Consider the following 23646-nt stretch of genomic DNA (forward strand, 5'->3'; position numbering starts at 1 on the left):
TCCAGCATCGGCTTTTTCAGCACCATGCCCACGGTGTTGATCGCGATATCCGGCCGGCCGACGGCCGCAATGGTGTCGGCAAACAGCTTCTCAACCGCGCCTGCGGTCGACAAATCCGCCTGCAGCGCCACGGCCTTGGCGCCCGCCGCCTGAACCGCCGCAACGGTCTCTTGCGCCGCCGCTGCCGTTGCATCGCTGTTGTAATGGATCACGATCGCCTTGGCGCCCTGAGCCGCGAAGTCACGCGCAATCAGGCCGCCAAGGTTTTTCGCGCCGCCCGCGATCAGAATCGTCTTGCCCGCAATGGTACGGTTGGTCATCGTTAACTCCTTCACTCGTTACAAATAGTCACTCGCTACAGACCATAGGATGGGACCCGGAGGCGCCGTCTTAAAGACTGTCAGGCTGAATATATATGTCGAAAATATCGAACAGTCAATCGGATCAGTGTCGAAATGCCCGACATCAAGCGACGGAACAGGGCGACAATCCGCTGTTTTTCATGACATTTCCGGGCCGGATCTCGGCTGCAAAGCCACCCGTTCCCAGACTGAAAAAGTCCGATCTGTCAGAAATAGATCCGGTCCGATTCCGGCGTCTGGTCGATCTTTTCCAGCAATCCGGTCAGCAGCGAGGTTTCGGCCCGATTCATCCGGGCGCGGGCATTCCAGACCACATGCACGTCGATGGCGGGCGGGTCGTCATAGGGCGGCAGACGCCAGAGCTGCCCACGCGCCACATCCTCGCGCACCACATGCAGCGGCAGGGGGCCGATCCCCAGCCCCGCGACGATCATCCGGCGCACTTCCTCAAGATTGGCGGATGACCCGACCACCCGGTCCTCCAGCCCCGCCATGGCCCGCATCAGCGTGACCGGGCGCAGCGCGTCATTCATCTGGTCGGTCACGAAACTGACCGAGGCCTGACCGGCAAGTTCGGTCGTGGCCAGCCCCTGCCGCCCGAACAGCGGGTGCGATGGGCCGCAGAACAGGCCGAAGAATTCCCGGAACAGCCGCCGGTATTCCAGCCGGGGATTGCGGTCCTTGACAAGACAGATCGCAAAGGACACGCGCCGCGACAGCAGCTTTTCAATCGCGTCCCGGCTGGCGCTGACCTCGATCGACAGGGTTGCCGCCGGATGGCGCGCGTGGAAATCGCGCAGCGCTTCGTTCAGCAGTGGACAGACAACATGGCTGGCGATGGCGATGTTGACATGGCCCTGCACCTCTTCCTGCACCTTGCGGATGGCGGTGCCGATCCGCAGGATCGCGCCATTGATATCGACCGCCTCGTCATAGAGCAGGCGCCCGGCCTCGGTCAGTTGGAAATGTCCCGGCTTGCGGTCGATCAGCTTGCGGTCCAGATGCGCCTCCAGTCGCTTGAGTGCGGTGGAAACACTGGGCTGCTGCAAACCCAGCACCTCGGCCGCGCGGGTGATCGACCCCGCATCGGCAATCACGACAAAGGTGCGCAGCAGGTTCCAGTCCAGATCGCGGGCGAGTTTTTCAAGTGGGCTGAGCATAGATCATAACAATATCTATTATCTTGACTATCTATTGGATCAATGTCGGCCGCTCTGTCAATCTGCCTTGCATCAAAGGAGCGACCGGCATGAGCATCGAACGGCGTGAGGCACGCCAGCCTTGGATATTGCTGTCTCCGGCCCTTGGCGCCGTGGCGCTGCTTCTGTTCGTGCCGCTGATGTTCATCGTGGTCTATTCCTTCTGGCTGCGCTCCGCGACGGGGGCGGATACTGTCGGGTTCCATCTGGACAACTGGCAAAAGGCGCTGAGCGACCCGTTCTATCGCTATATCCTGCTAAACACGCTGAAGATTGCCGCGATCACCACGCTGCTTTGCGCGCTGCTGGGATATCCGGCGGCCTATTTCATCGCGCGGTCCAAGGGCAACAAGATGATCCTGCTGCTGCTTTTGATGCTGCCCTTCTGGATCAGCTACATCATCCGCACGATGAGCTGGATCAACATTCTGGGGGCCTCAGGCGCGGTGAATACCGCGCTGATGTCGCTGGGCGTGATCTCAAGCCCGATCCAGATGCTGTATAACGAGGCCGCGGTAATCCTTGGCCTGATCCATTTTCTGCTGCCTTTCATGGTGCTGAATGTCTATGTCAGCCTTGAAGGCATCGACACCAATCTTGAGGATGCCGCCACCTCGCTGGGCGCGACCCGCTGGCAATCCTTCCTGCAGGTCACCTTGCCGCTGTCGCTGCCGGGTCTGGCGGCGGGGGGACTTTTGTGTTTCGTGCTGGGCGCGGGCACCTATATCACGCCGCTGGTTCTGGGCGGGCCGCGTGATGCGATGTTTGCCAATCTGGTATTCGAGGCGATCATCACGCAGTTGAACTGGCCGCTGGGGTCTGCCCTGTCGCTGCTGCTGCTGGCCGTGCTGGGGGCGCTGGTCGCGATCTACAACCGCTATCTCGGCATGGCCCAACTGGCGAAAGGCTTGGGCTGATGGGCTGGGGTCTGATCCGTCTTTACGCGATTGCCGTCTATGGCTTCATGTTCCTGCCGGTGCTGGTCGTGGTGCTGCTGTCCTTCAATGCCAACCAGTTCGGCAGTTTCCCGATGACGGGGTTTTCGCTGCGCTGGTTTGAGGCCTTGTGGAACAATGACGCGGTGATGCGCGCCTTCCGCACCTCGCTGATCCTCGGGCTGATGACGGCGGTGATCTCGACCACGCTGGGAATTCTGGCCAGCCTTGCGCTGGTGCGCTACCGCGTGCCCGGACGCAACCTGATCACCACCGCGCTGATCGCGCCGATACTGGTGCCCGAAGTCGTGCTGGCCGTGGCGCTTTTGCTGTTTCTCAACTGGCTGGGCATCGGCAAAAGCTTTGTGCTGCTGCTGGCGGGGCATGTCGTCTTTACCCTGCCCTTCGTCATCCTTGTCGTGCAGGCCCGGCTGGTCAGCATCCGCCGCGATGTCGAGGAGGCAGCGCTGAGCCTTGGCGCCTCACCGGTGCAGACCTTCTTTGCCGTCACGCTGCCCTTGCTGATGCCCGCGGTCGCGGCGGGGGCGCTGTTCGCCTTCACCATCAGCTTTGACGACATCACCGGCACGCTGTTCTGGAAACCCGGCGGGGTCGAGACGGTGCCGACGCAGATCTTCTCGATGCTGCGCAACTCGATCAGCCCCGAGATCAATGCGCTTGGCACGGTGATGATCGTGATGACGGTCGGACTTCCGCTTCTGGGGGCAGGGATTGCCCGCAGTCTTGCAACGAAACGCGGCAAATAGAACCGCAACACCCTTCAAGGAGAGAAAACATGGACAATTCCACAAGATATGACCGCCTGCTGGAGCGTTACCGCAATGGCGATCTGAACCGCCGCACCTTTCTGGGCCTGATCGGGGCCGCCGGGGCCGCCTATGGCCTGCAGACGCCCTTTGCCCGTCAGGCCCGGGCGCAATCGGTGTCGCAGGTGCGCTTTGATGGCTGGGGCGGTGTCGTGTCCGAGGCGTTCCGCCAGCACGCCTTTGATCCCTATACCGCCGCCACGGGCATCAATGTTGTCGATGGCACCTTTTCGGGCGGTGACGAATATCTGGCGCAGGTCCGGTCCAGTCAGGAAGGCGAATACAATATCGCGCATCTGTCGGGCGTGTTCGACTATGCCCGCTATGTCAATTTCGGCCTGACGGTGGAACTGAACACCGCCAATATCCCGAATATGGAACTTGTGATGGATGCGCTGACCGCCGCCTATCGCCGCGTGACGCCCGAATACCTTTCGGCGGTGCCCTATAATTACGGCACCACCGGGCTGGCCTATAACCGCAAATACATCTCGGATGAGGAGATGAAGGAAAAGGGCGCCTCGATCCTGATTGACGAGGCCTATAAGGGCAAGATCGGCGGCTGGTCCGACTGGCGCACCCGCATCTGGTATGGCGCGCTGCAGACCGGGCAGGACCCCAATGCCATCGCCGATATGGAGGCCGTCTGGGATGCGATCCGCAGCCATCGTGACCTTGCGCTGAAATACTGGGGTTCGGGTGCCGAACTGATGAGCCTGCTGGCCGAAGAAGAGATCTATGTGACCGAAGGCTGGTCGGGCCGCATCGCCGCGATGCAGGCCGAAGGCCATGATATCGGCTATTACGATCCGCCCAACGGTTTCGGCTGGCAGGAATGCCTGTTCGTCATCAAGGGCTCGCCGGTCGAGGCCTGTGAGGAATTGCTGAACTTCATGCTGGCGCCCGAAACCTCGATCGCGGTGGCCGAGGGGCAGATGTATCCGCCCGCGCTGGACGGCACCAAGGTGGATCTTGGTGCGACGATCCCAACCCTGCCTGCCTATGATCCGACGGGTACGCTGGACGCGCTGACCTTTGCCGATCCGGCCTATTGGAACGGGAATGAGGCGGAATGGTCCGAAACCTTCAGCCGCGTGCAGCGCGGGTTCTGATCCGCAGCCCCGCCACTGAGTGGCCGTGAACCAAAGGGCGCCCCTTGCCGGGGCGTCCCCCCACAGGCAGGAAAGACCCTCCATGGCAGCCGTCACACTGACAGATATCGTCAAGCGCTTCGGAACCTTCACCGCGGTGCAGAAGATGTCGCTGGAGATTCCGGCGGGCAGTTTCTGCACCCTTCTGGGCCCCTCGGGCTGCGGCAAGACCACGACGCTGCGCATGGTCGCGGGCCTTCTGGACCCGACCGAGGGCGATATCACCATCGCCGGACGGCGGGTGAACGACATTCCGATTCACAAGCGCAATCTGGGCATCGTGTTCCAGAATTACGCGCTGTTTCCGCATCGCACCGTCGCCGAGAATGTGGGTTTCGGCCTGAAATATCGCGGTGTGACCAAGGCCGAGGCCGAGCGCCGCGTGGCGCAGGCGCTGGAACTGGTGCAACTGCCGCATCTGGCCGATCGCTATCCAAAGGCGCTGTCGGGCGGCCAGCAGCAACGCATCGCCCTTGCCCGCGCCGTGGTGATCGAACCCGATGTGCTGCTGCTGGATGAACCGCTTTCCGCCCTCGATGCCAACCTGCGTGAGGATATGCGGGTTGAGTTGAAGAACATCCAGAAACGGCTGGGCGTCACCTCGATCTTCGTCACGCATGACCAGTCCGAGGCGCTGGCCATGTCCGATCAGGTCATCGTCATGTCGGATGGGCGCGTCGAACAGGTCGGCACACCGGAAGAGGTGTACAACACCCCCGCCACCGAATTCGTGGCGCGGTTTCTGGGCGCGGCCAATATCCTTGAAGCGCGCGTCACGGCGCGTCAGGGCGACCGGATCTCGCTGGAGGCGCCGGGCTTCACGCAGGTTGAAATCCCGCGCAGCCGCGCCCCGCATCTGGGTGATGCCACGGCGGCCCGGCTGGTGGTGCGCGCCGAAAAGCTGGTGCTGATGCCCGAGGGCAGCACCGCTGATGCGGCGCTGATGATCCCGGCAACGGTCGAGGCAGTGGATTATCAGGGACAGGCCGCGCGCTATTTCCTGCGGGTTGGCGACCATGCGCTGCAGGCGATCAACATGATCGACATTGCCCCCTTTGCCGCCGGTGACAAGGTCGTGCTGCGGCTTCTGCCCCGCGATTGCGCCGCCCTTCCCGCCCGGTGAAAGTCCCAATAATGAATATCCCCCCGAACCTGCCGAACGCACGCCCCGAAAGCCATCTGTTCTATCAGACGCGCCAGCGCCGCCCGCTGCTGGCCGAGGCGCGCGATGTCTATATGTGGAATGTCGAGGGCAAGCGGTATCTCGACGGCTCCAGCGGTGCCATGGTCAGCAATATCGGCCATTCGCATCCGCATGTTCTGGCCGCGATGCGCGCGCAGATGGAGAAATCGACCTTCGGCTACCGGCTGCATTTCGAAACTGATCCGTCCGAACGGCTGGCGGCCAAGACCGCCGCCCTGATGCCCGAAGGGATGGAAAAGGTGTTCTTCGTCTCGGGTGGGTCCGAGGCGGTGGAATCCGCCCTGAAACTTGCGCGGCAATATGCGCTGGCCATCGGACAGGACAGCCGCTGGAAGGTGATATCCCGCAGGCCCAGCTATCACGGCTGCACGCTGGGGGCGCTGGCGATCACGGGATACGCACCCCTGACCGATCCTTTCGCCCCGATGATGCAGGCCATGCCCAAGATCCCCGCGCCGCGCGCCTATCTGGACGGGCTGGACCCGGAAGACCCTGCGACCGGCGCGCATTACGCAGCAATGCTGGAGGCCGAGATCATCGCGCAAGGCCCCGAGACCGTTCTGGCCTTCATCGTGGAACCGATCGGCGGCGCGTCAACCGGCGCGCTGGTCCCGCCTGAAGGATACATGCAGGCCGTGCGGGACATCTGCACCCGCCATGGCGTGTTGCTGATCCATGATGAGGTGATGTGCGGCGGCGGGCGCACGGGCCGCTTTCTGGGGGCCGATCACTGGGGCGTTGTGCCCGATATCATCGCCATTTCCAAAGGCTTCGGCGCGGGCTATGCGCCGCTTGGCGCGATGGTGGCGCAGGACCGGATCGTTGGGCCGGTGCTGGATGGCGGCGGTTTTCTGCATGGCTATACCTATGCGGGCAATCCGCTGGCCTGCGCGGCGGGCCTGGCCGTCCTGTCGGTGATCGAGGCCGAAGGGCTGGTCGGCAATGCCGCCCGGATCGGCGCATTGCTGAAATCGCGGCTTGAGGCACTGATGGAGCCTTTCCCCTTCATCGGCGATGTGCGCGGCAAGGGTCTGCTGCTGGCCTTTGAACTGGTCGCGGACCGACAGACCATGGCGCCGCTGCCCGCCGCGATGAATGCCTATGTGGATCTCGTGGAACTGGCCTATGCCGAAGGGCTGATCATCTATTCCCGCCGCACCCGTGACGGGCGCGAGGGCGATCATTTCCTGATCTGCCCGCCCATGACCGCGACCGAGGCCCATGTCGATGAGATCATCGAAAAGCTGACCGCCGCGCTGAAGGCCTTTGCCCCGCAGGCGCTGCGCGCGATGACGAAGGGCGGCGTCCGATGACGCCGGTCATCCTGTCCTGTGCGATCACCGGCTCGATCCATACGCCCACGATGTCGCCCTATCTGCCAGTGACACCCGAGGATATTGCGCAGCAATCCCTTGACGCCGCCAAGGCGGGCGCGGCGATCCTGCACCTTCATGCACGCGACCCCGACACCGGGCGCCCTTCGGCCCGGCCCGACGATTTCATGGCCTTCCTGCCGCAGATCGGCGCGGGAACCGATGCCATTGTCAACCTGTCCACCGGCGGCAGCGCCACGATGGCGCTGGAAGACCGCATTGCAGGCCCCATGGCCGCAGCGCCCGAAATGTGCAGCCTGAACATGGGCACGATGAATTTCGCGCTTTACCCGATGCTGGGCAAGCGGCGCGACTGGCTGCAGGACTGGGAAGAACCGTTTCTGCGCGACAGCGACGATCTGGTGTTCAAGAACACGCCGCGCGATATCGAGGCGGTGCTGCGCCTGATGGGGCAGGATCGCGGCGCGCGGTTCGAATTTGAATGCTACGATATCGGCCATCTTTACATGCTGGCGCATTTCCGCGACCGGGGGCTGGTCACGGGGCCGCTGTTCATCCAGTTCGTCATGGGAGTTCTGGGCGGCATCGCGGCGGAACCTGAGCATCTGATTCATCTTAAGACCACCGCCGACCGCTTGTTCGGGCCGGATTACCTGTTCTCGACCCTTGCAGCGGGCCGCCAGCAGATGCCGATGGCACTCGTCTCGGCGGCGATGGGGGGCCATGTGCGCGTCGGGCTTGAGGATAATCTTTACCTGTCGCGCGGGGTTCTGGCGCGGTCGAACGCCCAGCAGGTGACCAGGCTGCGCGGTATGCTTGAAGGGCTGGGCCATACGCTTGCCACGCCCGCCGAGGCCCGCGCGATGCTGGGCCTGAAAGGGCCGGACAAGGTGGGATTCTGATGCAGCGCGCGCCGTCACAAAAATAGGAAACGACGATGAAAGCCTTTCTCGACGACCGGCAGCGTCAGCATGACCCGAAGATGTTCATGGTCAGCGGTGCGCTTTCCCCCAATCCCGAAAAGCCCGAAAGGGTCCGCGTCCTGCACAAGGCCGCCCTTGACGCCGGATGCACCTTTGCCGCGCCCGCCGATCACGGCATGGGCCCGCTGGCCGCGATCCATTCGCCGGAATATCTGCAATTCCTGAAAACCATCCATGGCCGGTGGTCCCGCACCCCCGATGCCGGCGACGAGGTGATCCCGAAAATCCACCCGGATCGCCGCGACGCCGCCTATCCGCTCTCGGCGGTGGGACAGGCGGGCTATCACCAGACCGATACATCCTGCCCGATATCCGGGGATACCTGGCTGTCCGCCTATTGGTCGGCACAGACCGCGCTGTCGGGGGCGGGTGCGATCCTTGAGGGCGCGCCCGTGGCCTATGCGCTGTCCCGTCCGCCGGGGCATCACGCCTTTGGCGATCTGGCGGGAGGGTTCTGTTTTCTGAACAATTCGGCCATCGCGGCGGAATGGCTGCTGCGTGCGGGCAGGCGTCCGGCGATTCTGGATGTCGATGTGCATCACGGCAACGGTACGCAAGGCATCTTCTATCACCGGCGCGATGTGCTGACCGTTTCGATTCATGCCGATCCGCTGCGGTTCTATCCGTTCTTCTGGGGTCATGCCGAGGAACGGGGCGAGGGTGAGGGGCGCGGCTACAACCTGAACCTGCCCTTGCCGCGCGGCACCGATGATGCGGCGTTCCTGCTGGCGCTGGACAAGGCGCTGCAACGGATCGCCGATTTCGGGGCGGATGTCGTGGTCGTGGCGCTGGGGCTGGACGCGCATGAGAATGACCCCTTCAAGGGTTTTGCCGTCACCACCCCGGGTTTCGGAAAGATCGCGGCGCGGATCGCGGGGCTGGGTCTGCCCGGGCTGATCGTGCAGGAAGGCGGCTATCTGCAGCCCGATCTGGGCGCAAACCTGACCCGTTTTCTGACCGGCTGGCAGGAAGGTTAAGGCCCCCGGGCATGGCTGCCGCAGGGCAAGGTCCAAATGTCTTTAATCGAATGATCCCTATTTTCCACCGGCCTACGGGGCCGGTGGCGACGCCGGGTTAACCGGAACCGGGCTCTGCTGATCCTGCGGCGCAAGGACGCCGCGCGGACAGGATCACGGATCATGCGGATCGTTTCATACCGGCAGGGGCAGGGCGCTGCCCTTCTGTTCATTCTTGCTGCGGCGTTTCTGGCCGCGCCGCCCCCGGCAACGGCCGCAACCGGGCCGAAGGTGGTGATGCACGATCCCGGCGGCGCGCTGGCCAGCCGTCAGCGGGAAATCCGGGCGCTGCGCCGCAGCGGCCAGCGGGTCGAATTGCGTGGCACCTGCTATTCAAGCTGCACGATGTATCTGGGGCTGAACAATGTCTGCGTCGCCCCGGATGCCGTTCTGGGCTTTCACGGGCCGCATGGGCTGTTCGGCGGGTTGCAGCGCGACGTGTTCGAACACTGGTCGCAGGTCATGGCGGCACATCTGCGCGAACCGCTGCGCGGCTGGTTCCTGCAGCACGGTCGCCATATCCGCCACGGCGTCACCACCCTGCGGGGCAGCACCCTGATCGGAATGGGATATGCGCGCTGCGATCCGCCACAGCGTTCCAGCACGTTCCGTTACAGCGCGTCAGGGGCAAGGGGGAAGCCGTAAAGGCTGTTGCCCGATACCCCCAGCGTCTGGCGCAGGGACCGTTCCAGCACCGCGCATTGCAACCGGCTGGCAAGGATGGCCGAACGCGCTTCGATCCGTTCCGCGCGCCGGTTGTGATATTCTTCCTCATTGTCCAGAAGATCCGGCAACTGGCGGGTGCCCAGATCCAGATACTGACTGCGATAGAGACTGCGGGTTTCCCCCAGCAGCGCGATCTGACGATTCAGCATCTCGATGCGGCGGTTTCCAGCGGCGATGTCGCGCTGCAATTTCCGGGCCTCAAGATCGGCGTCAAGCTTTGTCGCCTCCAGCCCGGCCCGGGCCCCACCCACTGAATTGCGCGCCGCATTGGCCCGCGCGGTCAGCGCACCGCCCTGCAGCAGATCGGAATCGACCCCCAGATTAAGCCCCAGCCGCACCCCGTCATCGCCCGACTGGCTGCGTGCCACAGGCGACAGCAGGATCCGGGGCAGTTGCGCCCGCTCGGCGCGCTCCAGCTTCAGTTCCGACTGCACCAGCCGCAGACGCGCGATGCGCATCGCATCACTGTCATCGCGGGCCGCACAGGCACCGGGCGGGATACGGACTTCGCCGCCACGCGCCTGCCCGCCCAGCCGGGTCAGCCGGTCGCGCGCCTCGGCCAGTGCAAGCTCGGTGTCATGGACCAGAAATTCCGCCGCCTGCAACCGCTTGCGCGCCTCCAGCAGATCGGGCGAGGCCGTGGCCCCGCTTGCCGCGCGTTCTGCAACAAGGGTCTCAAGTTCCCGCATCGCGGCAAGCTGCGTGCGGCGCACCTTCAGAAGATCGGCCTGCACCGCCACCGCATCATAGGCGCGGGCCACCTCGACCAGCGCATCATCGACGGATTTCTGGAAGGTGATGTAATTGATCTGCAGTTCCAGATCGGCCACCGTCACCGCGCGTTTCGTATCACCGAAATCCAGCAAAAGCTGATTGCCCTCAAGCTCCAGCGAAGGATCCCCCCGCCCGGCATCCCCCGTTCCGGCCCCCAATGACAGGCCCAGACTGGGGAACAGGGCCGCACGGCTGACGCGGACCTCATCGGCGCTGGCCGAAACCGCGCTGGCGCTTTCGCGCACCGATGGGCTCATCAACAGGCCGTTGCGCGCGACGCTGCCGATATCCTGCCCCTCGCCGCGCGTCAGCCCCGGCATGGTGGCGGCCTGTTCGGCAATCGCGGCCTCGGTGCCATCGGCATCCCGCAGCCCGCCACAGCCTGCGACAAGTCCAAGGGCCAGCAGGCCGGTCGCCGCGATCAGACGGCGCGATGACCTGCCTTGCCGGATCATGCCCGCCCGGCCCCCGCGACCAGTTCTGCGCATTGCGCACGGCGCCAGACACTGGACCAGACGCGGTTATCCGCATCGAAGTAAACGCGATACTGGCAGATCAGCCGGTCGCGCGGCCCCCCAGTCAGCGCCAGATGAAACTCCAGTGACCCGTCTTCATGCTGGAAGGCGGGTTGCCCCAGATTGCGCAGCAATGCCGCCCTGTCCTGTCCGCGTTCAACGCCGCGCACCTGCGCCAGCGTCACCGGACGGCCGGGACGCGAGAAGCGTTGATCCATATCGGGATAGTCGCGCCAGACGCGGGTGAAATCGCGGCCCGGATCCAGAATATTGATCCCGTCCGGGGTGCCCGTGGTGACACAGCCGGACAGCAGGGCCAAGGACAGGGTCAGCGCCGTCAGGGCGCCACGGGTAAAGGGGAATTGAGCCATGGAGGAAACCTCTTGTTGCCGCAACTAATAGCGGTTGAAGACGGGCTAGGCAACATCACCTAGGAGTGAGTCAGCGTTCACGCAGCGCCTCCTGCGCGCGGTTGAAGGGTTTGACCAGATATTGCCACACGGTTTTCTGGCCGGTCTGGATATCGACCGTGGCAATCATGCCCGGCACGATGGGAAAGCGGGTTCCAGCGGAATTGACCAGACTGTTTTCCCGGGTGCGGATATAGACCCGGTAATAAACCTGATCGGGCTTGATCTCATCGCGCACCGTATTGGGCGAGATGGTCGTGACCTCGCCCTCCAGCCCGCCGAAGATCGCGTAATCATAGGCCGAGATCTTCACCAGCGCGCCCTGCCCGGGATGGATGAAGGCGATGTCACGCGGACTGATCCGCGCCTCGATCAGCAATTTGTCATCCATCGGCACGATCGTCATCATCTGCCCGCCCGGCGCGATGACACCGCCAATGGTGGTGACGGCGATATCCTTGATGATCCCGCGCATCGGCGCGCGGAAGGTCAGCCGCTCTACCTGATCGGACCGCCCGCGCATGACCGAGGCCTGAACCTCGGCCTCGGCATTGACGCGCTGCAACTCCTCGGCCGCCTCGACCTGCGTATCGGTGCGCAGCCGGGCAATTTCCAGCGCGGTCTGGGTGGCCTCGCGTTGCAGACGGATCAGTTCGACGCGGCTGGCCGCACCGCTGGTCTGCAGGCGCTGCGTGATCTCCAGTTCCTGCCGCAGCAGGTCCAGCCCCTCGGTCAGCCCCGACAGCGTATCGGTCAGCCCCTTGCGGCGCGACTGGAACAGCGCGGTTTCATTGGCGCGCAATTCGTCAAAGCGCGGATCGGCAAGGGCCGGGGGAAAGTCGATCCGCTCGGCGTCACCCAATTGTGCCCTGAGCCGCGCAGCGGCGGCAATGGCTGCATAATACCGCGCGCCCGCCTCTTCTACATTGGACACGGACCGTGTCGGGTCCAGTGTCGCCAGCACCTGCCCCGCCTCGACCAGATCGCCCTCGGCAACCTCAAGCGTGGCAAGGATCCCGCCTTCGAGCGACTGGATCACCTGTTCGCGTGACCCCGGAACGACGGTGCCCTGCCCGCTGGAAACCTCGGCCAGCGTGAAATACCACGCCCAGCCCAGAAACAACGCCAGCATCGCAAAGACCAGCCAGACAAGGCGGCGTTCGCTGCGCGCGGTGGGACGGGGGGCGGCGGGCGCAAGGGTCATGTCGCGGCCCTGACGGGTTTGCCGCCGCGCAACTGCGCCATGATGCGGTCTTTCGGGCCGTCCATCGCGACCGATCCGCCGCTGACCACCAACACCCGGCCGGCCATGCGCAGGACCGCAGGCCGGTGGGTGGCCACGATCACGGTGATATCGGCGGGCAGTGCCGCCAGCATGTCGATCACCGCCGCCTCGGACACCTCATCCAGCGCGGCGGTCGGTTCATCCAGCAGCAGGACGCGCGGCCCCCGCAGCAACAGGCGCGCCAGCAACAGCCCCTGCCGCTGCCCGCCCGACAGGCCCAGCCCGCCCTCCTGCACCGGATGGTCCAGCCCCTCGGGCAGTCTGCGCAGGAAATCGCCCTGCTGCAGCGTCTCCAGCGTGGCAAGGATCTCGGCATCGGTGGCGCGTGGCGCGCCCAGTGTCAGATTCTCGCGCAAGGTGCCATGGAACAGCCGCGCGCCCTGCCCCATCAGGCAGATATCACGACGCAGATCGGCCGGATCGACCAGCCCCATCGTCACCCCGTCAACGCGGATCTCTCCGCCCATCGGTTCCAGCAGACCGGCCAGCGCCGACAGCAGCGTCGATTTCCCGGCCCCGTTGCGGCCCAGAACGGCAATCCGTTCGCCGGGCGCGATGTCCAGCCTGCCGACGCGCAGCACCGGTGTCTTGCCGTCATGACTGAAGATTGCATCCTCCAGCCGGAACCGCCCCTCGATCACCGGACGATGGATGCGGCGTTCATCATCCGGGGTATCGGCGGGCAGGGCCAGCAGGCGGTCCAGCGCCTCGCGCGCAACGCTGGCCTGTTGCCAGCGGTTCAGGATCTGCGTGACCGAGGCCAGCGGCGCCAGCATCCGCGAGGACAGCATCGAGGCCGCGACCAGCACGCCCGTGCTCATGTCCCCGGTCATGACCATCGGCGCGCCGAAGAAGATCACCAGGGCAAAAACCCCGCCCTGCACCGTCTGCGCCCATGAGGTCAGCCGGTTGACCAGATCGCGCAGTTCCATAGACGAGGTGGCGGTGGTCTCGTTGTAATGGTTCCAGAGATTCTGGAACCGCGTCTCGGCCTGCAAGGACTTGATGTCATCCATGCCCTGCACCGCCTCGACCAGCATCGCGCTGCGCAGGGAACTTTCGCGCGTGCCCGCCTCGGCAAGGCGGCGCAGCTTCTTCTGTGCCAGAAGGCCGGGCAGGATCAGCAGCACCATGGCCACCAGCGGGATCCAGACCAGCGGCCCGGCGATATACCAGAAGAGCAGCAGGAAAAGCCCGAAAAACGGCAGATCGGCAATCGCTGCGACAGTGGTTGATGTCAGCATCTCGCGCACCTGTTCCAGCTCGCGGATCTGGCTGATGAAGGTGCCGGTTGACCGGGGGCGCGCGGTGTTGCGGATGCGCAGCGCATGGCCGAACACCCGGTCCGAAATGCGCAGATCGGCGGCGCGGCCGGCGACATCTGTGATCCGGCCCCGGGCGATCTTCATGATATAGCCGAACAGCGTGGCCAGCATCACGCCCAGAAACAGCACCTGCAGCGTGGGCATCGACTGACCCGGCACCACCCGGTCATAGACCTGCATCGAAAAGATCGTGCCCGCCAGCGCCAGCACATTGGTCACGAAGGACGCGATCAGAACCGCGCGATAGGGCGCCATATCGGCCAGCGCGATCTGGCGCAGCCAGTCGGGGCGCCAGGGCGCGATATAATCGTCGATCCGCCGGTCGGGCGCGGCACTCAGCGGGCGCAGCGCATAAAGATGGCGCAGCGCGGCCTCGATTTCAGGGCGGTGCAGCGGCATGGCAAGGCCCGCCTCACCGGCAAGCGAAACCGAGAAGCGACCGTCCGCCCCGACGCTTTCGATCACTGCGACGCTGCCATCATCGAACTCCGCCACCAGCGGCAGATTCAGCGTTGCAATGCGGCCCTTTGCCGGGGTGATCGCCTCGATTGCCAGCCCCGCCCTGCGGGCCAGACGGCGCAGCGCGTCCCCGTCCCCCGCCCAGGCCAGTTCAAGGCGCAACTGTTCGGGCGACAACGCGATGCGGTAATGCGCCGCGACCTGCATCACGGCGGCCTGCCAATGCGCCATCCGCTGCGAGGACGCAGCGGGATGGTCCCCGGCCGGGGGCGCAGCCTGCCTATCGGATATCATTGCGGGTTCGGTCGCCATTCACACTTTACCCGCAGCACCGGGTGCATTTGCTGTTGCCCCCGCCCGGGCATCCGGCACGGGCGGGGTCTGGCATTGCCGTTTCCGGCAAGACCGGCTTTGTCACGCCTCGGCCAGTGCCGAAGCGTTGAGTTCATCCTCCAGCGTCATCCGCAAGAGGTCGGGGTCGGACAGGTCAGCCGGGGCCGGTTCCCGACCGCCACTGGCCGGACCGGTCGTTTCGGCAGGCGGATCCTCGGGCGGCAGAAGGTCTGCCAGATCCTCGGACTCGCCGGTCTCCAGCATCCCGGTCATGTCGATCTCTTCCGCATCCATGGGTTCGGCCCCCGTGGATGCGGCTTCGGGCTCTGCCTCAAGCGCGGCAAACCCGAAGGCAAGGCCGTCTTCTTCCCCCGGATCCGCGAACATCATCATGAAGGGCGCGGGGGGCAGGGTGACCGAAGCGCCGGTCACTTCCAGCGTGACGGTCACCGGGGCGCCGCCGCTGCTGATGGTGCCGGAGTAAAGGCCGGGGGCGGTTTCGGTCCAGTTCCCGTCAAGGCCCACCAGATCCTCGGCCGTTCCAAGCACCTTGAGCGTATTGCCGCCCGAGGTGATCTGCCGCACCTGATCAGGTGTCAGATCGGTGATCGCATTGCTGCCCGCGATCTGCAGATCCAGCACCTCGATCCCTCTCAGGCGCGCGGCGAGTGTACTGCCTTCCAGATCCTCACCGAGGCGGAAGCGCACTGTATCCTCACCCGCGCGACCATTGATGTCACGCCCGTTCCACAGCAGCGTGTCCGCCCCCGTGGTGCTGATCTGCCGCGTGGTGTTCTGGGTGAAGCTGGTTGTCGCGGATGCCGAGGTATCCGCGCCGTCGACCGTCCATGCCGTGGCGGTGATCGTGCGGACCGTGCCGGCAGCAGGGGCGGCCTGCAGGACACCCAGGGCATCCAGATCGGTCTGGCTGAGCCCGGTCAGCGTATAGGTATCGCTGCCTTCGTCATAGCTGACCCCCGCGCTGCGCAGCGTCGTGCCGATGTAGAATGAGGCGAATTCACCCAGACCGGTCAGTTGCAGCGTCACCGCTTCGCCCGGGGTTTCGTCCGGAGCCAAAGGCGAGACCACGGCGGCGCTTGCATCCAACACCCCGGCATTCAGGTTCAGCGGGATGATGGAACCCTCGGTGCCGAAGGACGATGTTCCGATCAGAGTCAGGCCATTGGCCACGGGCTCAACCGTGATATCACCCATCTCGAATTCCTCGGTCCGCTTTTCGGTCAGCGTGGTTTCCCCCGAGGTCACGAGCAGCGACAGATCCGACAGCGTTCCGCTCCAGTTCTTCGGCGGCAGGATCGCGATGTACCCGGGCAGGCTGCCGCCATCATCGGCGGAATAGAGCACCCAGGTGTTCAGCCCGCTGGCGCCTCCGGCATTGCTGGCCATCGGCGCGCTGCTGGCATCCCCCGCACTGGTCCCGGTAAAGACAAGGAACCCGTCAGGCAGATTGGACAGCATGATCGTTTCGATCACCTCGCTGCCATCATTGTCGATCAGGGCAAAGTCCAGACCACCCGCACCGGTCAACTCGATCTGCGATGCAGGGTCGATATCCGCGGCCTCGGCGCCGGTAACAGGCGGGGCCGTGACCTGCACGCCGTTATTGCTGATCGCGACGGGGAAGGTTGCGGATCCGTCGCCCAGCAGCGTCACGCTGCCGGTCTCGGAATTCTCGACCCAGCCCGTCACCGTGACCGCGCCTGCCTCCATTTCATCGGGCGTGTAGACCAGTTGCACCGTGTCGCCCATCGTCACGCCGGGCACGACATAGTAGGTCGCCGCAGGGTTCAGCCCGGCGGGCAAGCCCGAAATGTCCGATCCGGTTTGCGGCTCGATCACATTGCCCAGAGCATCGGTCAGTTCGCCCGTGGCCAGACCGGCCTGCCCGCTGTCGATCTGCAGGTACAGATTGCCGTTCTCGATCACGCCATTGGCCCCGTCGGCGGGGTTGGCCACGGTGATGGCCAGCGGGATCGTGGTGGCGGTTTCGGTCAGTTCCGGCACGCCATCCAGCGCGACGGTCAGATCGACCGGATCGGTGACCGGAGCGACCGGAATATCAACGGCAGCTGTCTGGCTGTCCTGCCCCGCCGAACCGACCACCGCCGTGGTCAACTGGGCGTCAAAGGGCAAGGGGCTGCCCGTGTTGCCGCTGTTGACATTCGCAGGCGAGGTGATCGTGATCCCCGCCAGCAAGGCGTCCAGTGCGGCCTGTGCATCCCCGCCCGTCATCGTGACGGTCGAGGCGCTCCAGACCTCGACACCCTCGATGACGGTGCGGGTCATGCCAGTGATGTCCGTGCCTGCAGGCAGGCCGGTCAGGGTGACGGTCAGGATATTGGGCTCGGTCGAGTTCTGCGTGACCTCGGCATTCATCACATCGGCAAGGGTGAAGGTCACATCCTCGGTCGCGGTGAACGCGTTCTGGCTCCATTCCTCAATCGTGGCCGGATCCTCACCATCGCCGCCGATGAATGAGGTTTGCAGATCAAAGCTGACCAAGGCCTGTTCAATCAGGGTACCCGGATCGCCCTGTTCGCCATTGTCCTGCACCTGTGTCGTGATGCGGATCCCCCCCGGTTCGCTGCTGCCCGCGTTCGGGCCGACGACAAAGACCACCTCTTGCGGCAGGCTGCCGCCGGTGATCGCCTGTGCCTCTGCCCCCTGATAGACCAGCAGCCAGGTGCCGGGTCCGATCAGTTCGGCCTGCATGCCGTCTGTATCTTCGACCGTGACGCCATCAGGCACGTTCTCGACCAGAATCCGCACCAGCTTTTCGCTGCCATCGGCATCGGGTGTGGACAGGTTCAGATCGACCCCGATCCGTCCGGGCGCATTCAGCAGGATGCCATTCGGTCCTGCAGGCTCAAAATCGCCGGTGAAGCCCACAAGCGCCAGCGACGGCGCATCGGTGACGGCCAGCGCATCAAGGGTGAAGCTGCCATCCTTCCACAGCAGCCCGTCATCGACCGTGCCGGGCGTGTTTGATGGATCGCGGATCTGATACTGGAAGTCGAAACCACCCAGATCGCCGTCGAGATGCGGGTCCGGCAGCGCCTCAAGCTCGGCAATCCGGTCACCGGGGATGAGGTAATATTCAACGCCGCCTTCGGTGACCGTTGTCAGCCCGGCATCCTGCAGATCCAGCCTGCTGCCGCCGTCATTCATCGACAAGGTGAACGACACCGCGCCCAGATCGACTGGGATGCGGATCGCCTCAAGCACCTCATCGGTATCGCCATTGACGTGCTGGATCGCGATGGCCAGCGGGCGCCATTCATCCTCGACCATCAGGGCGCTGGTGGTCACCTCGGCCTCGGGTGAGGGGGCGATGGTGAATCGCACATCGACAGGGGCTCCGGTTCTGGAATTGCCGTCATTCTCGGTGGTCACCGGCGTGACGCTGAAGACCACCTCCCCATTGGCATTGACCGGGGCGATGATTCCGGCGGTCGCCAGTTGTGCGGCGTTCAGAACCCAGATGCGGTCCTCGCCGGTGATGCTGGAATTGCTGACAAGCGTGCCCTGATTCAGCGCATAGCCATCCGGCAGGCCGGTCACCCGCATCGTCAGGGTTTCCGAACCGTCCAGATCCACCCGATTGGCCGTGAACAGATCGCTCAGCAGGACCGGCGTGCCGTTGTCGAGATCGGCCTCGATGTATTCCGGCACGGCAGATGGCAGGGAAATGATTGCCGGATCCGCGACACCAATGACCTCGACGACGATTGTCAGCGGGTCCGAGGTTGCGGGAATTGCATCGGGATAGCCGGTCAGCCGGTCGATGCTTTCCGCTGTGATGGTCAGCGGGAAATCAACATTGCTGTGCAATGGCGGCTGGATGGTCAGAGGCAGGGTCTGATCGAAATCAAGGATCGTCACGCTGCCACTGGATGTATCCAGAATATTACCGTCATAGCGCAGGACCGCGTCCACCGGGATATCCGCAATGGTGACGTTGAAGGTTTCTGACAGATCCGAACTGCTGGGCCGGATGGCCAGCGGAATCTCGGTATCCTCAGGCCCCGAAGCGCGCGCCCGGATATTCAGCGTCACATCATCAGCCACCGGCAGGATGACAATACCATCAAGCCATGCCTGCCCGGAATCCGCCGTGACGGTCGTGGCAGGGTCATCGGCATCGGGATCGACGGTGCGCGTCTGCACCCCGATGCGGAATTCGCCCGAGGCGTCTTCCGGAGCCATGAACTGCACACTGCCCAATGCCGCGACCGGAATTTCGACCGGCGTGCCGTTGAACACCACCTCTTGCGGACCATCAACCGGGTCGATCCAGCTGAAGCGCGATCCGATGGCCGATGTGGTGGCGGAATCGCCCTCGACCAGAACCGGGGTCAAGAGGGCAAAGGTCGCCTCATCGGTATCCTCATTCGTCCAGCCTGCTGACAGGTCGAAACCATCGGCATTCAGCGCAAACCATTCATCCTCTTCACCAGTTATACCGGACGAATAGATGTGGCCCAGCGTCATGGTCAGGTCGGGTGTGGCATTGCCGTCGCTGTCGCCGCCCACAAGCTCGGCCACGGGGGTGACGGTGATGGTGACCGGAAGCGTGGTGACCTCGGTCGAGACCTCCGGCGCACCATTGACCGTTGCGCTGTCCTCGGTCGTGACCGACAGGCTGATCGTGACATCGGCGCTGCTATGGTTCGGCGGGGTGATGGTGAAGCCGTCCAGAACCGCCTCACGCTCGGCCCGGGTGCCGCCGTTAAAGTCGATGGTATAGAGGTCGCCGATCAAATCCACGGTCCAGGTGCCGTTGTTCGGAGGGGAGCTCATGCTCCAGCCCGCCGGCACTTCAAAGGCGACCTGCGTTATCACCTCGGTCCCGCCTGCGCCGATGCTGGTATCGGTCACCCGCAGATCCTGCAGGAAGGCAACCGCCGTATCCTCGGTCGTGGTGACATTGCCTGCAACCACATCGCCCGCGACGGGATTGACCCGCAGGTTGAGCGTGACACTGTCGGTTTCGGTGGCAGGCGTGGCCGAAGGGCTGTCGCCGTCACGGTCCTGCGCATTCAGCCGCACCGTGATTCCATTGAGATCACCACTGAAATTCGAGAGCGCCCCGATGGCAATGGGCGGAATCCCCGCCGTGCCATTGCTCAGAAGCGGGGCCGGTATCTCGAATTCACCACCCAGCGGCACCGTCACCCCGTTCACGACAATCAGTCCGCCCGAACCGTTGATGACGGTGAAACTGCGCAATTCGCTGCCGTCAATATCGTCAAAGGCAGCCAGCAACTGCGCCGTCACATCCAGCGTGCTGTCTTCGTTTATGGTGAAGGTTTCCTCAATCGTGCCTCCCACAAAGGTCAGCGCCACCTCATCAGTCACCGCCAGCACATTGACGTCGACATCCGTCGTCGCGGTGGCGCCCAGTCCGACCGGAGTGCCGCTGCCATCCACCTCAAAGCTGGTGACACTCATCGTGACGGTGAAATTCTCATGCCGGTGCGGTGGCGGCAGGACGGTCAGCGCCTCAAACTCGGCGCTGGTCATGGTCAGCGTGCCTGTTGCACCGGTAATCGTGTCCATATCCGACAGCACGATCGTGACCGTTCCGCCTGCCAGAACCGTGTGGGTGATGCCGCCTGACTGCAGAACCGCACCCTCCGGCAAGCCCGAAAGCGTGATGGTGCCAAGACGTTCCGACTGCGTGTTGTTGCCCGCACCCGTGCCGTCATCGGCAATCACCGGCGCGTTCAGCCCCAGCGCAACTGCCGTATCTTCCAGCGTGTTGATCGCAGCGGCGTCGGCAGTAACAACGGGCGCATCTGCCACCGGATCAACCGTCATCGTGACGGTTGTCACGCTGGTCACGCCATTCTCGGTTGTCGCGAACTCGAAAACTTCGGTGCCGCTGAAATTCGGTGCCGGAGTATAGGTGACCGACCCGTCAGGATGCACGACCGCGACGCCATTGGGCAGCGCATAGGACGTACCCCCGGCAACCGGCATGCCGGTGATCGCGGTGCCGGCCTCATCCCGGATCACTGTATTGTCGCCCGAGGCATCGGCCGAGGTGTTGAAATTCTGCGATCCGTCCTCGGTGATCGTGAAGGCCAGCGTATCGCTTTGCGGATCGTCGACGACGGTGACGTTGAACATCGCGGCGTCGGAATCCCCGTCGGAATCGGTGACAATCACGTCAAAGCCAAGGTCGATATCCGGCGTATCCCCGGTAACCGGATCCGGCAGATGGTCCAGCGGACGCAGCAACTGAAAGCTGTAGCCCGCATTTGCGGCCGTCGGATCCGTGATCGTGACGACAAAGATGCGGTCAGCCTCGGTGCGGCCCGGTCCGGCATAGGCGGTCAGGATATTGGCATCCGCGCCCCCCGACACGACATATTCCAGTTGCTCGCCGCCTGCGGTCTGGCCGACGGGTGCCGTCTGCGCGATGTCGAACCGAACGCGGAATGTGTCCGCACCGGGGATCACATCCAGCGTGCCGGTGACGGTCTGCCCCGGTGCATCGGGCGCGGACCCCGAGGGCAAGGCACTTTCATTGATGGTCTGATCGGTCGGGTCGCCGAGCTCCGCAAAGGTATCCAGAACGACGATCGGCTGATTGGCCGAAGCCGCAGAAATATCGCCATCGCCGTCAATCGTGCGATAGGTGAAGCCGTCCTGAAGTTGCGCATCGTTGCCCGGCTGGACATGGTTGGCAGAAGCCACCGGCGTGAAGGTCCAGAACCCGTCGGAACTGATGGTCAGTTCACCATATTGCGTCTCGACCGTGACCGGGCCGCCTTCGGGGATTTCCTCGGTCTGTGACAGGCCCGCCCGGTTCGTGAATGTGATGTCATGCAGACGCCCGCCATCGGCACCCAGTGTGGCGCTGTCATTGCTCAGCACATTGCCGCTGATCGGGCCTTCATTCTCGATCACCCCGACCGGCGCTTCGCCAACCGGATCCAGCGGCGCGTCATCCACCACAGCCGCGACCAGATTGCCGGCGCGGATATCGCCATCGGTTTCCACCACCGCAATCTGGATGGTTTCGCGGATGATCCCGCCTTCGCCTTCGGCAGCATCATGCGTGATCGCGCCGTTCAGCGTATAGGTATAGCTGATGATCCCAAGCGAGGCGTCATAGGCGGTGATACTGATCGTGCCATGGTCGGTCAGAATATCGACCGGATCAACGATCGTCGCAGCCGCAAGCTCTGCCGCCGTCACCGTGGTGCCGCCGACGACAGCGCCGCCCACGATGCTTCCACCGAAGACAAGACGGTCCAGATCCGACGCCCCGCCTGCGATGATAAGAGTGGATTCCACCCTGTCCCGGCCATCGCCCGGTGTGGTGCCCCCGGCAAGACCCGCCTCATGCACCACCACATGCGCCGGATCGCCCGGATCCGTATCGAACAGGGTCAGGCCACTGACCTCACGGGTGTTGGTATCGGTATTGCCCCAGATATCCTCGGCATCGGCGGTGATGAACACACCGTCGCCGTCCAGCGGCGCATCCAGCGTGACGGACCAGTCGCCATTGCCGTCCGCGACCGTCTCATACTCCTCACCATTGACGGTCAGGGTGACGGTCGCCCCCGCCTCGGCCGTACCGGTGATGACGGGGGTCTCTCCTTCCACAATCAGCACAGGGTCGATCACAACCTCGGTGACGGTATCCTTCAGGATTTCATCGGTCGTGGTGATGCTGTTCGTGCCATCGCTCACCTCCATCGAGACGGTCAGCATGCCATCATCCAGCCCGCTCAGATCGGCGGTGACGGTAAAGCTGCCATCCGGGTTGAGGATGATCTGCGCCGGGTCGATCACGACCGACGGATTGACCCCGTCACTGACCGTCAGGCCAGTGACCGTACCGTCCACAGGCGCCTGCCCGAGGATCTCGACCGCGCCCAGATCGTCGATCGAGGCCAGCACATTGTCGCCTGTCCCCGGCGTGCCGGGGCTGGTGTCATCGACGATATCGACACCGATGACATTGACCGTCCAGGTGCCGATGGCCGTGGCATTCACCGTGCCGCTGCCGTCATCCACCGTATAGGGCAGATCAACCCGCCCGATGACGCCTGCCGCCGGGGTGAAGGTCAGATCCCCCCGCCCGGTCAGACTGACCGTGCCCAGCAATTGCCCACCGTCAAAGACCTCGACCGCCGCGCCACCCGCGACAACGGGAACACCGGCGACCTGGGTCACCTGCAGCGTCGCGGTCTCGCCCGCATCCACATCGCTGTCATTCGCAACGACATTCGCGGAAACGGGCATATCCGCTTCGGTCAGCGACTGATCCGCCTGCGGGACCGGCCGGTCATTGCGACCTTGAATCGTCACCGTGACCTCGGTGGTCGCCGTGCCGCCATTCGGGTCGGTGATCGTCACCTCATAGACCTGCTCAAGGCTTTCACCGGCGGGCAGACTGTCCAGCACCGCATCATTCACAGTGAACTGCCATTGCAGCCGGTCACTCACGTCATTGATATCCGTCCAGGTGAAATCACCCAGATAACCGGCGCCCTGCGGCACCACCGTCACCTCATGTTGCGTATCCAGCAGATCGACATCGGTGAAATGGATGAAACCGGTGCGCCCGTGTTCAAAACTGTTCTCGCCCGCCGCACCATCGGCAAGCTCGGTCACCGATGCCGTCAGATCCGAATTAGCGCCGATCACCGGGTCGTCATTGGTTCCGGTGACGGTCACGGTGATGGTGGTGCTGGCGGTGCCGTCGAGCGAGGCCACGGTCCAGCGTTCGGTGAAGCTCGCACCCTCGGCCAGCGACTGAACCGCCGC

At 64.0% G+C, this 23646-nt stretch carries 15 protein-coding genes; 8 read left to right on the forward strand and 7 right to left on the reverse strand.

The genetic code is table 11. The features are described from left to right. The coding region (locus tag JL811_RS19275; RefSeq protein ID WP_202690341.1) for an SDR family NAD(P)-dependent oxidoreductase at nucleotides 1-320 on the reverse strand (320 nt) is incomplete at its 3' end. Nucleotides 321-568: 248 nt separating this feature from the next. Next, nucleotides 569-1522 (reverse strand): LysR family transcriptional regulator, encoded by a 954-nt coding sequence (locus JL811_RS19280; protein ID WP_202690342.1) that lies wholly within the window; start codon nucleotides 1520-1522, stop codon nucleotides 569-571. A gap of 89 nt (nucleotides 1523-1611) precedes the next feature. Between JL811_RS19280 and JL811_RS19285 the strand changes: the two genes are divergently transcribed. From JL811_RS19285 to JL811_RS19320, 8 genes are all read left to right on the forward strand, one after another. Next, nucleotides 1612-2478 carry an ABC transporter permease gene (locus JL811_RS19285; protein ID WP_202690343.1) on the forward strand — a complete coding sequence of 289 codons (867 nt, stop codon included), beginning with the start codon at nucleotides 1612-1614 and terminating at the stop codon, nucleotides 2476-2478. Further along, complete coding sequence (locus JL811_RS19290) at nucleotides 2478-3263, forward strand: ABC transporter permease (RefSeq protein ID WP_202690344.1); 786 nt, start codon at nucleotides 2478-2480, stop codon at nucleotides 3261-3263. The genes JL811_RS19285 and JL811_RS19290 overlap by 1 nt, the downstream gene beginning before the upstream one ends. A 29-nt stretch (nucleotides 3264-3292) precedes the next feature. After that, complete coding sequence (locus JL811_RS19295; RefSeq protein ID WP_202690345.1) at nucleotides 3293-4435, forward strand: ABC transporter substrate-binding protein; 1143 nt, start codon at nucleotides 3293-3295, stop codon at nucleotides 4433-4435. Nucleotides 4436-4517: 82 nt separating this feature from the next. Further along, entirely contained in the window at nucleotides 4518-5597 is a 1080-nt protein-coding gene (locus tag JL811_RS19300; protein ID WP_202690346.1) for an ABC transporter ATP-binding protein, read from the forward strand. Nucleotides 5598-5608: 11 nt separating this feature from the next. Beyond that, a complete protein-coding gene (locus JL811_RS19305; RefSeq protein ID WP_202690347.1) occupies nucleotides 5609-6991 on the forward strand; it encodes an aminotransferase family protein in 1383 nt (460 codons plus the stop codon). Next, nucleotides 6988-7914: a 3,5-dioxohexanoate:acetyl-CoA acetone transferase gene (gene kce / locus JL811_RS19310; RefSeq protein ID WP_202690348.1), complete on the forward strand. Its 927-nt coding sequence runs from the start codon at nucleotides 6988-6990 to the stop codon at nucleotides 7912-7914. Before JL811_RS19305 ends, kce begins: the two co-directional genes overlap by 4 nt. 35 nt (nucleotides 7915-7949) lie before the next feature. Then, nucleotides 7950-8972: a histone deacetylase family protein gene (locus JL811_RS19315; protein WP_202690349.1), complete on the forward strand. Its 1023-nt coding sequence runs from the start codon at nucleotides 7950-7952 to the stop codon at nucleotides 8970-8972. Nucleotides 8973-9134: 162 nt separating this feature from the next. Then, nucleotides 9135-9656 carry a hypothetical protein gene (locus JL811_RS19320; RefSeq protein WP_202690350.1) on the forward strand — a complete coding sequence of 174 codons (522 nt, stop codon included), beginning with the start codon at nucleotides 9135-9137 and terminating at the stop codon, nucleotides 9654-9656. Here the strand turns inward: JL811_RS19320 and JL811_RS19325 are convergent. From JL811_RS19325 to JL811_RS19345, 5 genes are all read right to left on the reverse strand, one after another. After that, nucleotides 9623-10966 (reverse strand): TolC family protein, encoded by a 1344-nt coding sequence (locus JL811_RS19325; RefSeq protein WP_202690351.1) that lies wholly within the window; start codon nucleotides 10964-10966, stop codon nucleotides 9623-9625. The two genes, JL811_RS19320 and JL811_RS19325, sit on opposite strands and share 34 nt — an antisense overlap. Continuing rightward, on the reverse strand, nucleotides 10963-11397 hold the full coding sequence (locus JL811_RS19330; RefSeq protein ID WP_202690352.1) for a hypothetical protein: 435 nt from the start codon (nucleotides 11395-11397) through the stop codon (nucleotides 10963-10965). Before JL811_RS19330 ends, JL811_RS19325 begins: the two co-directional genes overlap by 4 nt. A gap of 70 nt (nucleotides 11398-11467) precedes the next feature. Beyond that, nucleotides 11468-12640, reverse strand: coding sequence for a beta-barrel domain-containing protein (locus JL811_RS19335; protein ID WP_202690353.1), 1173 nt, complete (start codon nucleotides 12638-12640; stop codon nucleotides 11468-11470). Continuing rightward, a complete protein-coding gene (locus JL811_RS19340) occupies nucleotides 12637-14817 on the reverse strand; it encodes a type I secretion system permease/ATPase (protein WP_202690354.1) in 2181 nt (726 codons plus the stop codon). The genes JL811_RS19335 and JL811_RS19340 overlap by 4 nt, the downstream gene beginning before the upstream one ends. 102 nt (nucleotides 14818-14919) lie before the next feature. Continuing rightward, nucleotides 14920-23631: an Ig-like domain-containing protein gene (locus tag JL811_RS19345; RefSeq protein ID WP_237685087.1), complete on the reverse strand. Its 8712-nt coding sequence runs from the start codon at nucleotides 23629-23631 to the stop codon at nucleotides 14920-14922. Between the last annotated feature and the right edge of the window lie 15 nt (nucleotides 23632-23646).

Source organism: Szabonella alba (genome assembly GCF_016765775.1).
Classification (GTDB): Bacteria; Pseudomonadota; Alphaproteobacteria; order Rhodobacterales; family Rhodobacteraceae; genus Szabonella; species Szabonella alba.

Excerpts from the sequence above, each read along its gene's own strand:
- JL811_RS19280 (WP_202690342.1), bottom strand. The coding sequence starts at position 1,522 with ATGCTCAGCCCACTTGAAAAACTCGCCCGCGATCTGGACTGGAACCTG.
- JL811_RS19285 (WP_202690343.1), top strand. The coding sequence starts at position 1,612 with ATGAGCATCGAACGGCGTGAGGCACGCCAGCCTTGGATATTGCTGTCT.
- JL811_RS19290 (WP_202690344.1), top strand. The coding sequence starts at position 2,478 with ATGGGCTGGGGTCTGATCCGTCTTTACGCGATTGCCGTCTATGGCTTC.
- JL811_RS19295 (WP_202690345.1), top strand. The coding sequence starts at position 3,293 with ATGGACAATTCCACAAGATATGACCGCCTGCTGGAGCGTTACCGCAAT.
- JL811_RS19300 (WP_202690346.1), top strand. The coding sequence starts at position 4,518 with ATGGCAGCCGTCACACTGACAGATATCGTCAAGCGCTTCGGAACCTTC.
- JL811_RS19305 (WP_202690347.1), top strand. The coding sequence starts at position 5,609 with ATGAATATCCCCCCGAACCTGCCGAACGCACGCCCCGAAAGCCATCTG.
- kce (WP_202690348.1), top strand. The coding sequence starts at position 6,988 with ATGACGCCGGTCATCCTGTCCTGTGCGATCACCGGCTCGATCCATACG.
- JL811_RS19315 (WP_202690349.1), top strand. The coding sequence starts at position 7,950 with ATGAAAGCCTTTCTCGACGACCGGCAGCGTCAGCATGACCCGAAGATG.
- JL811_RS19320 (WP_202690350.1), top strand. The coding sequence starts at position 9,135 with ATGCGGATCGTTTCATACCGGCAGGGGCAGGGCGCTGCCCTTCTGTTC.
- JL811_RS19325 (WP_202690351.1), bottom strand. The coding sequence starts at position 10,966 with ATGATCCGGCAAGGCAGGTCATCGCGCCGTCTGATCGCGGCGACCGGC.
- JL811_RS19330 (WP_202690352.1), bottom strand. The coding sequence starts at position 11,397 with ATGGCTCAATTCCCCTTTACCCGTGGCGCCCTGACGGCGCTGACCCTG.
- JL811_RS19335 (WP_202690353.1), bottom strand. The coding sequence starts at position 12,640 with ATGACCCTTGCGCCCGCCGCCCCCCGTCCCACCGCGCGCAGCGAACGC.
- JL811_RS19340 (WP_202690354.1), bottom strand. The coding sequence starts at position 14,817 with ATGGCGACCGAACCCGCAATGATATCCGATAGGCAGGCTGCGCCCCCG.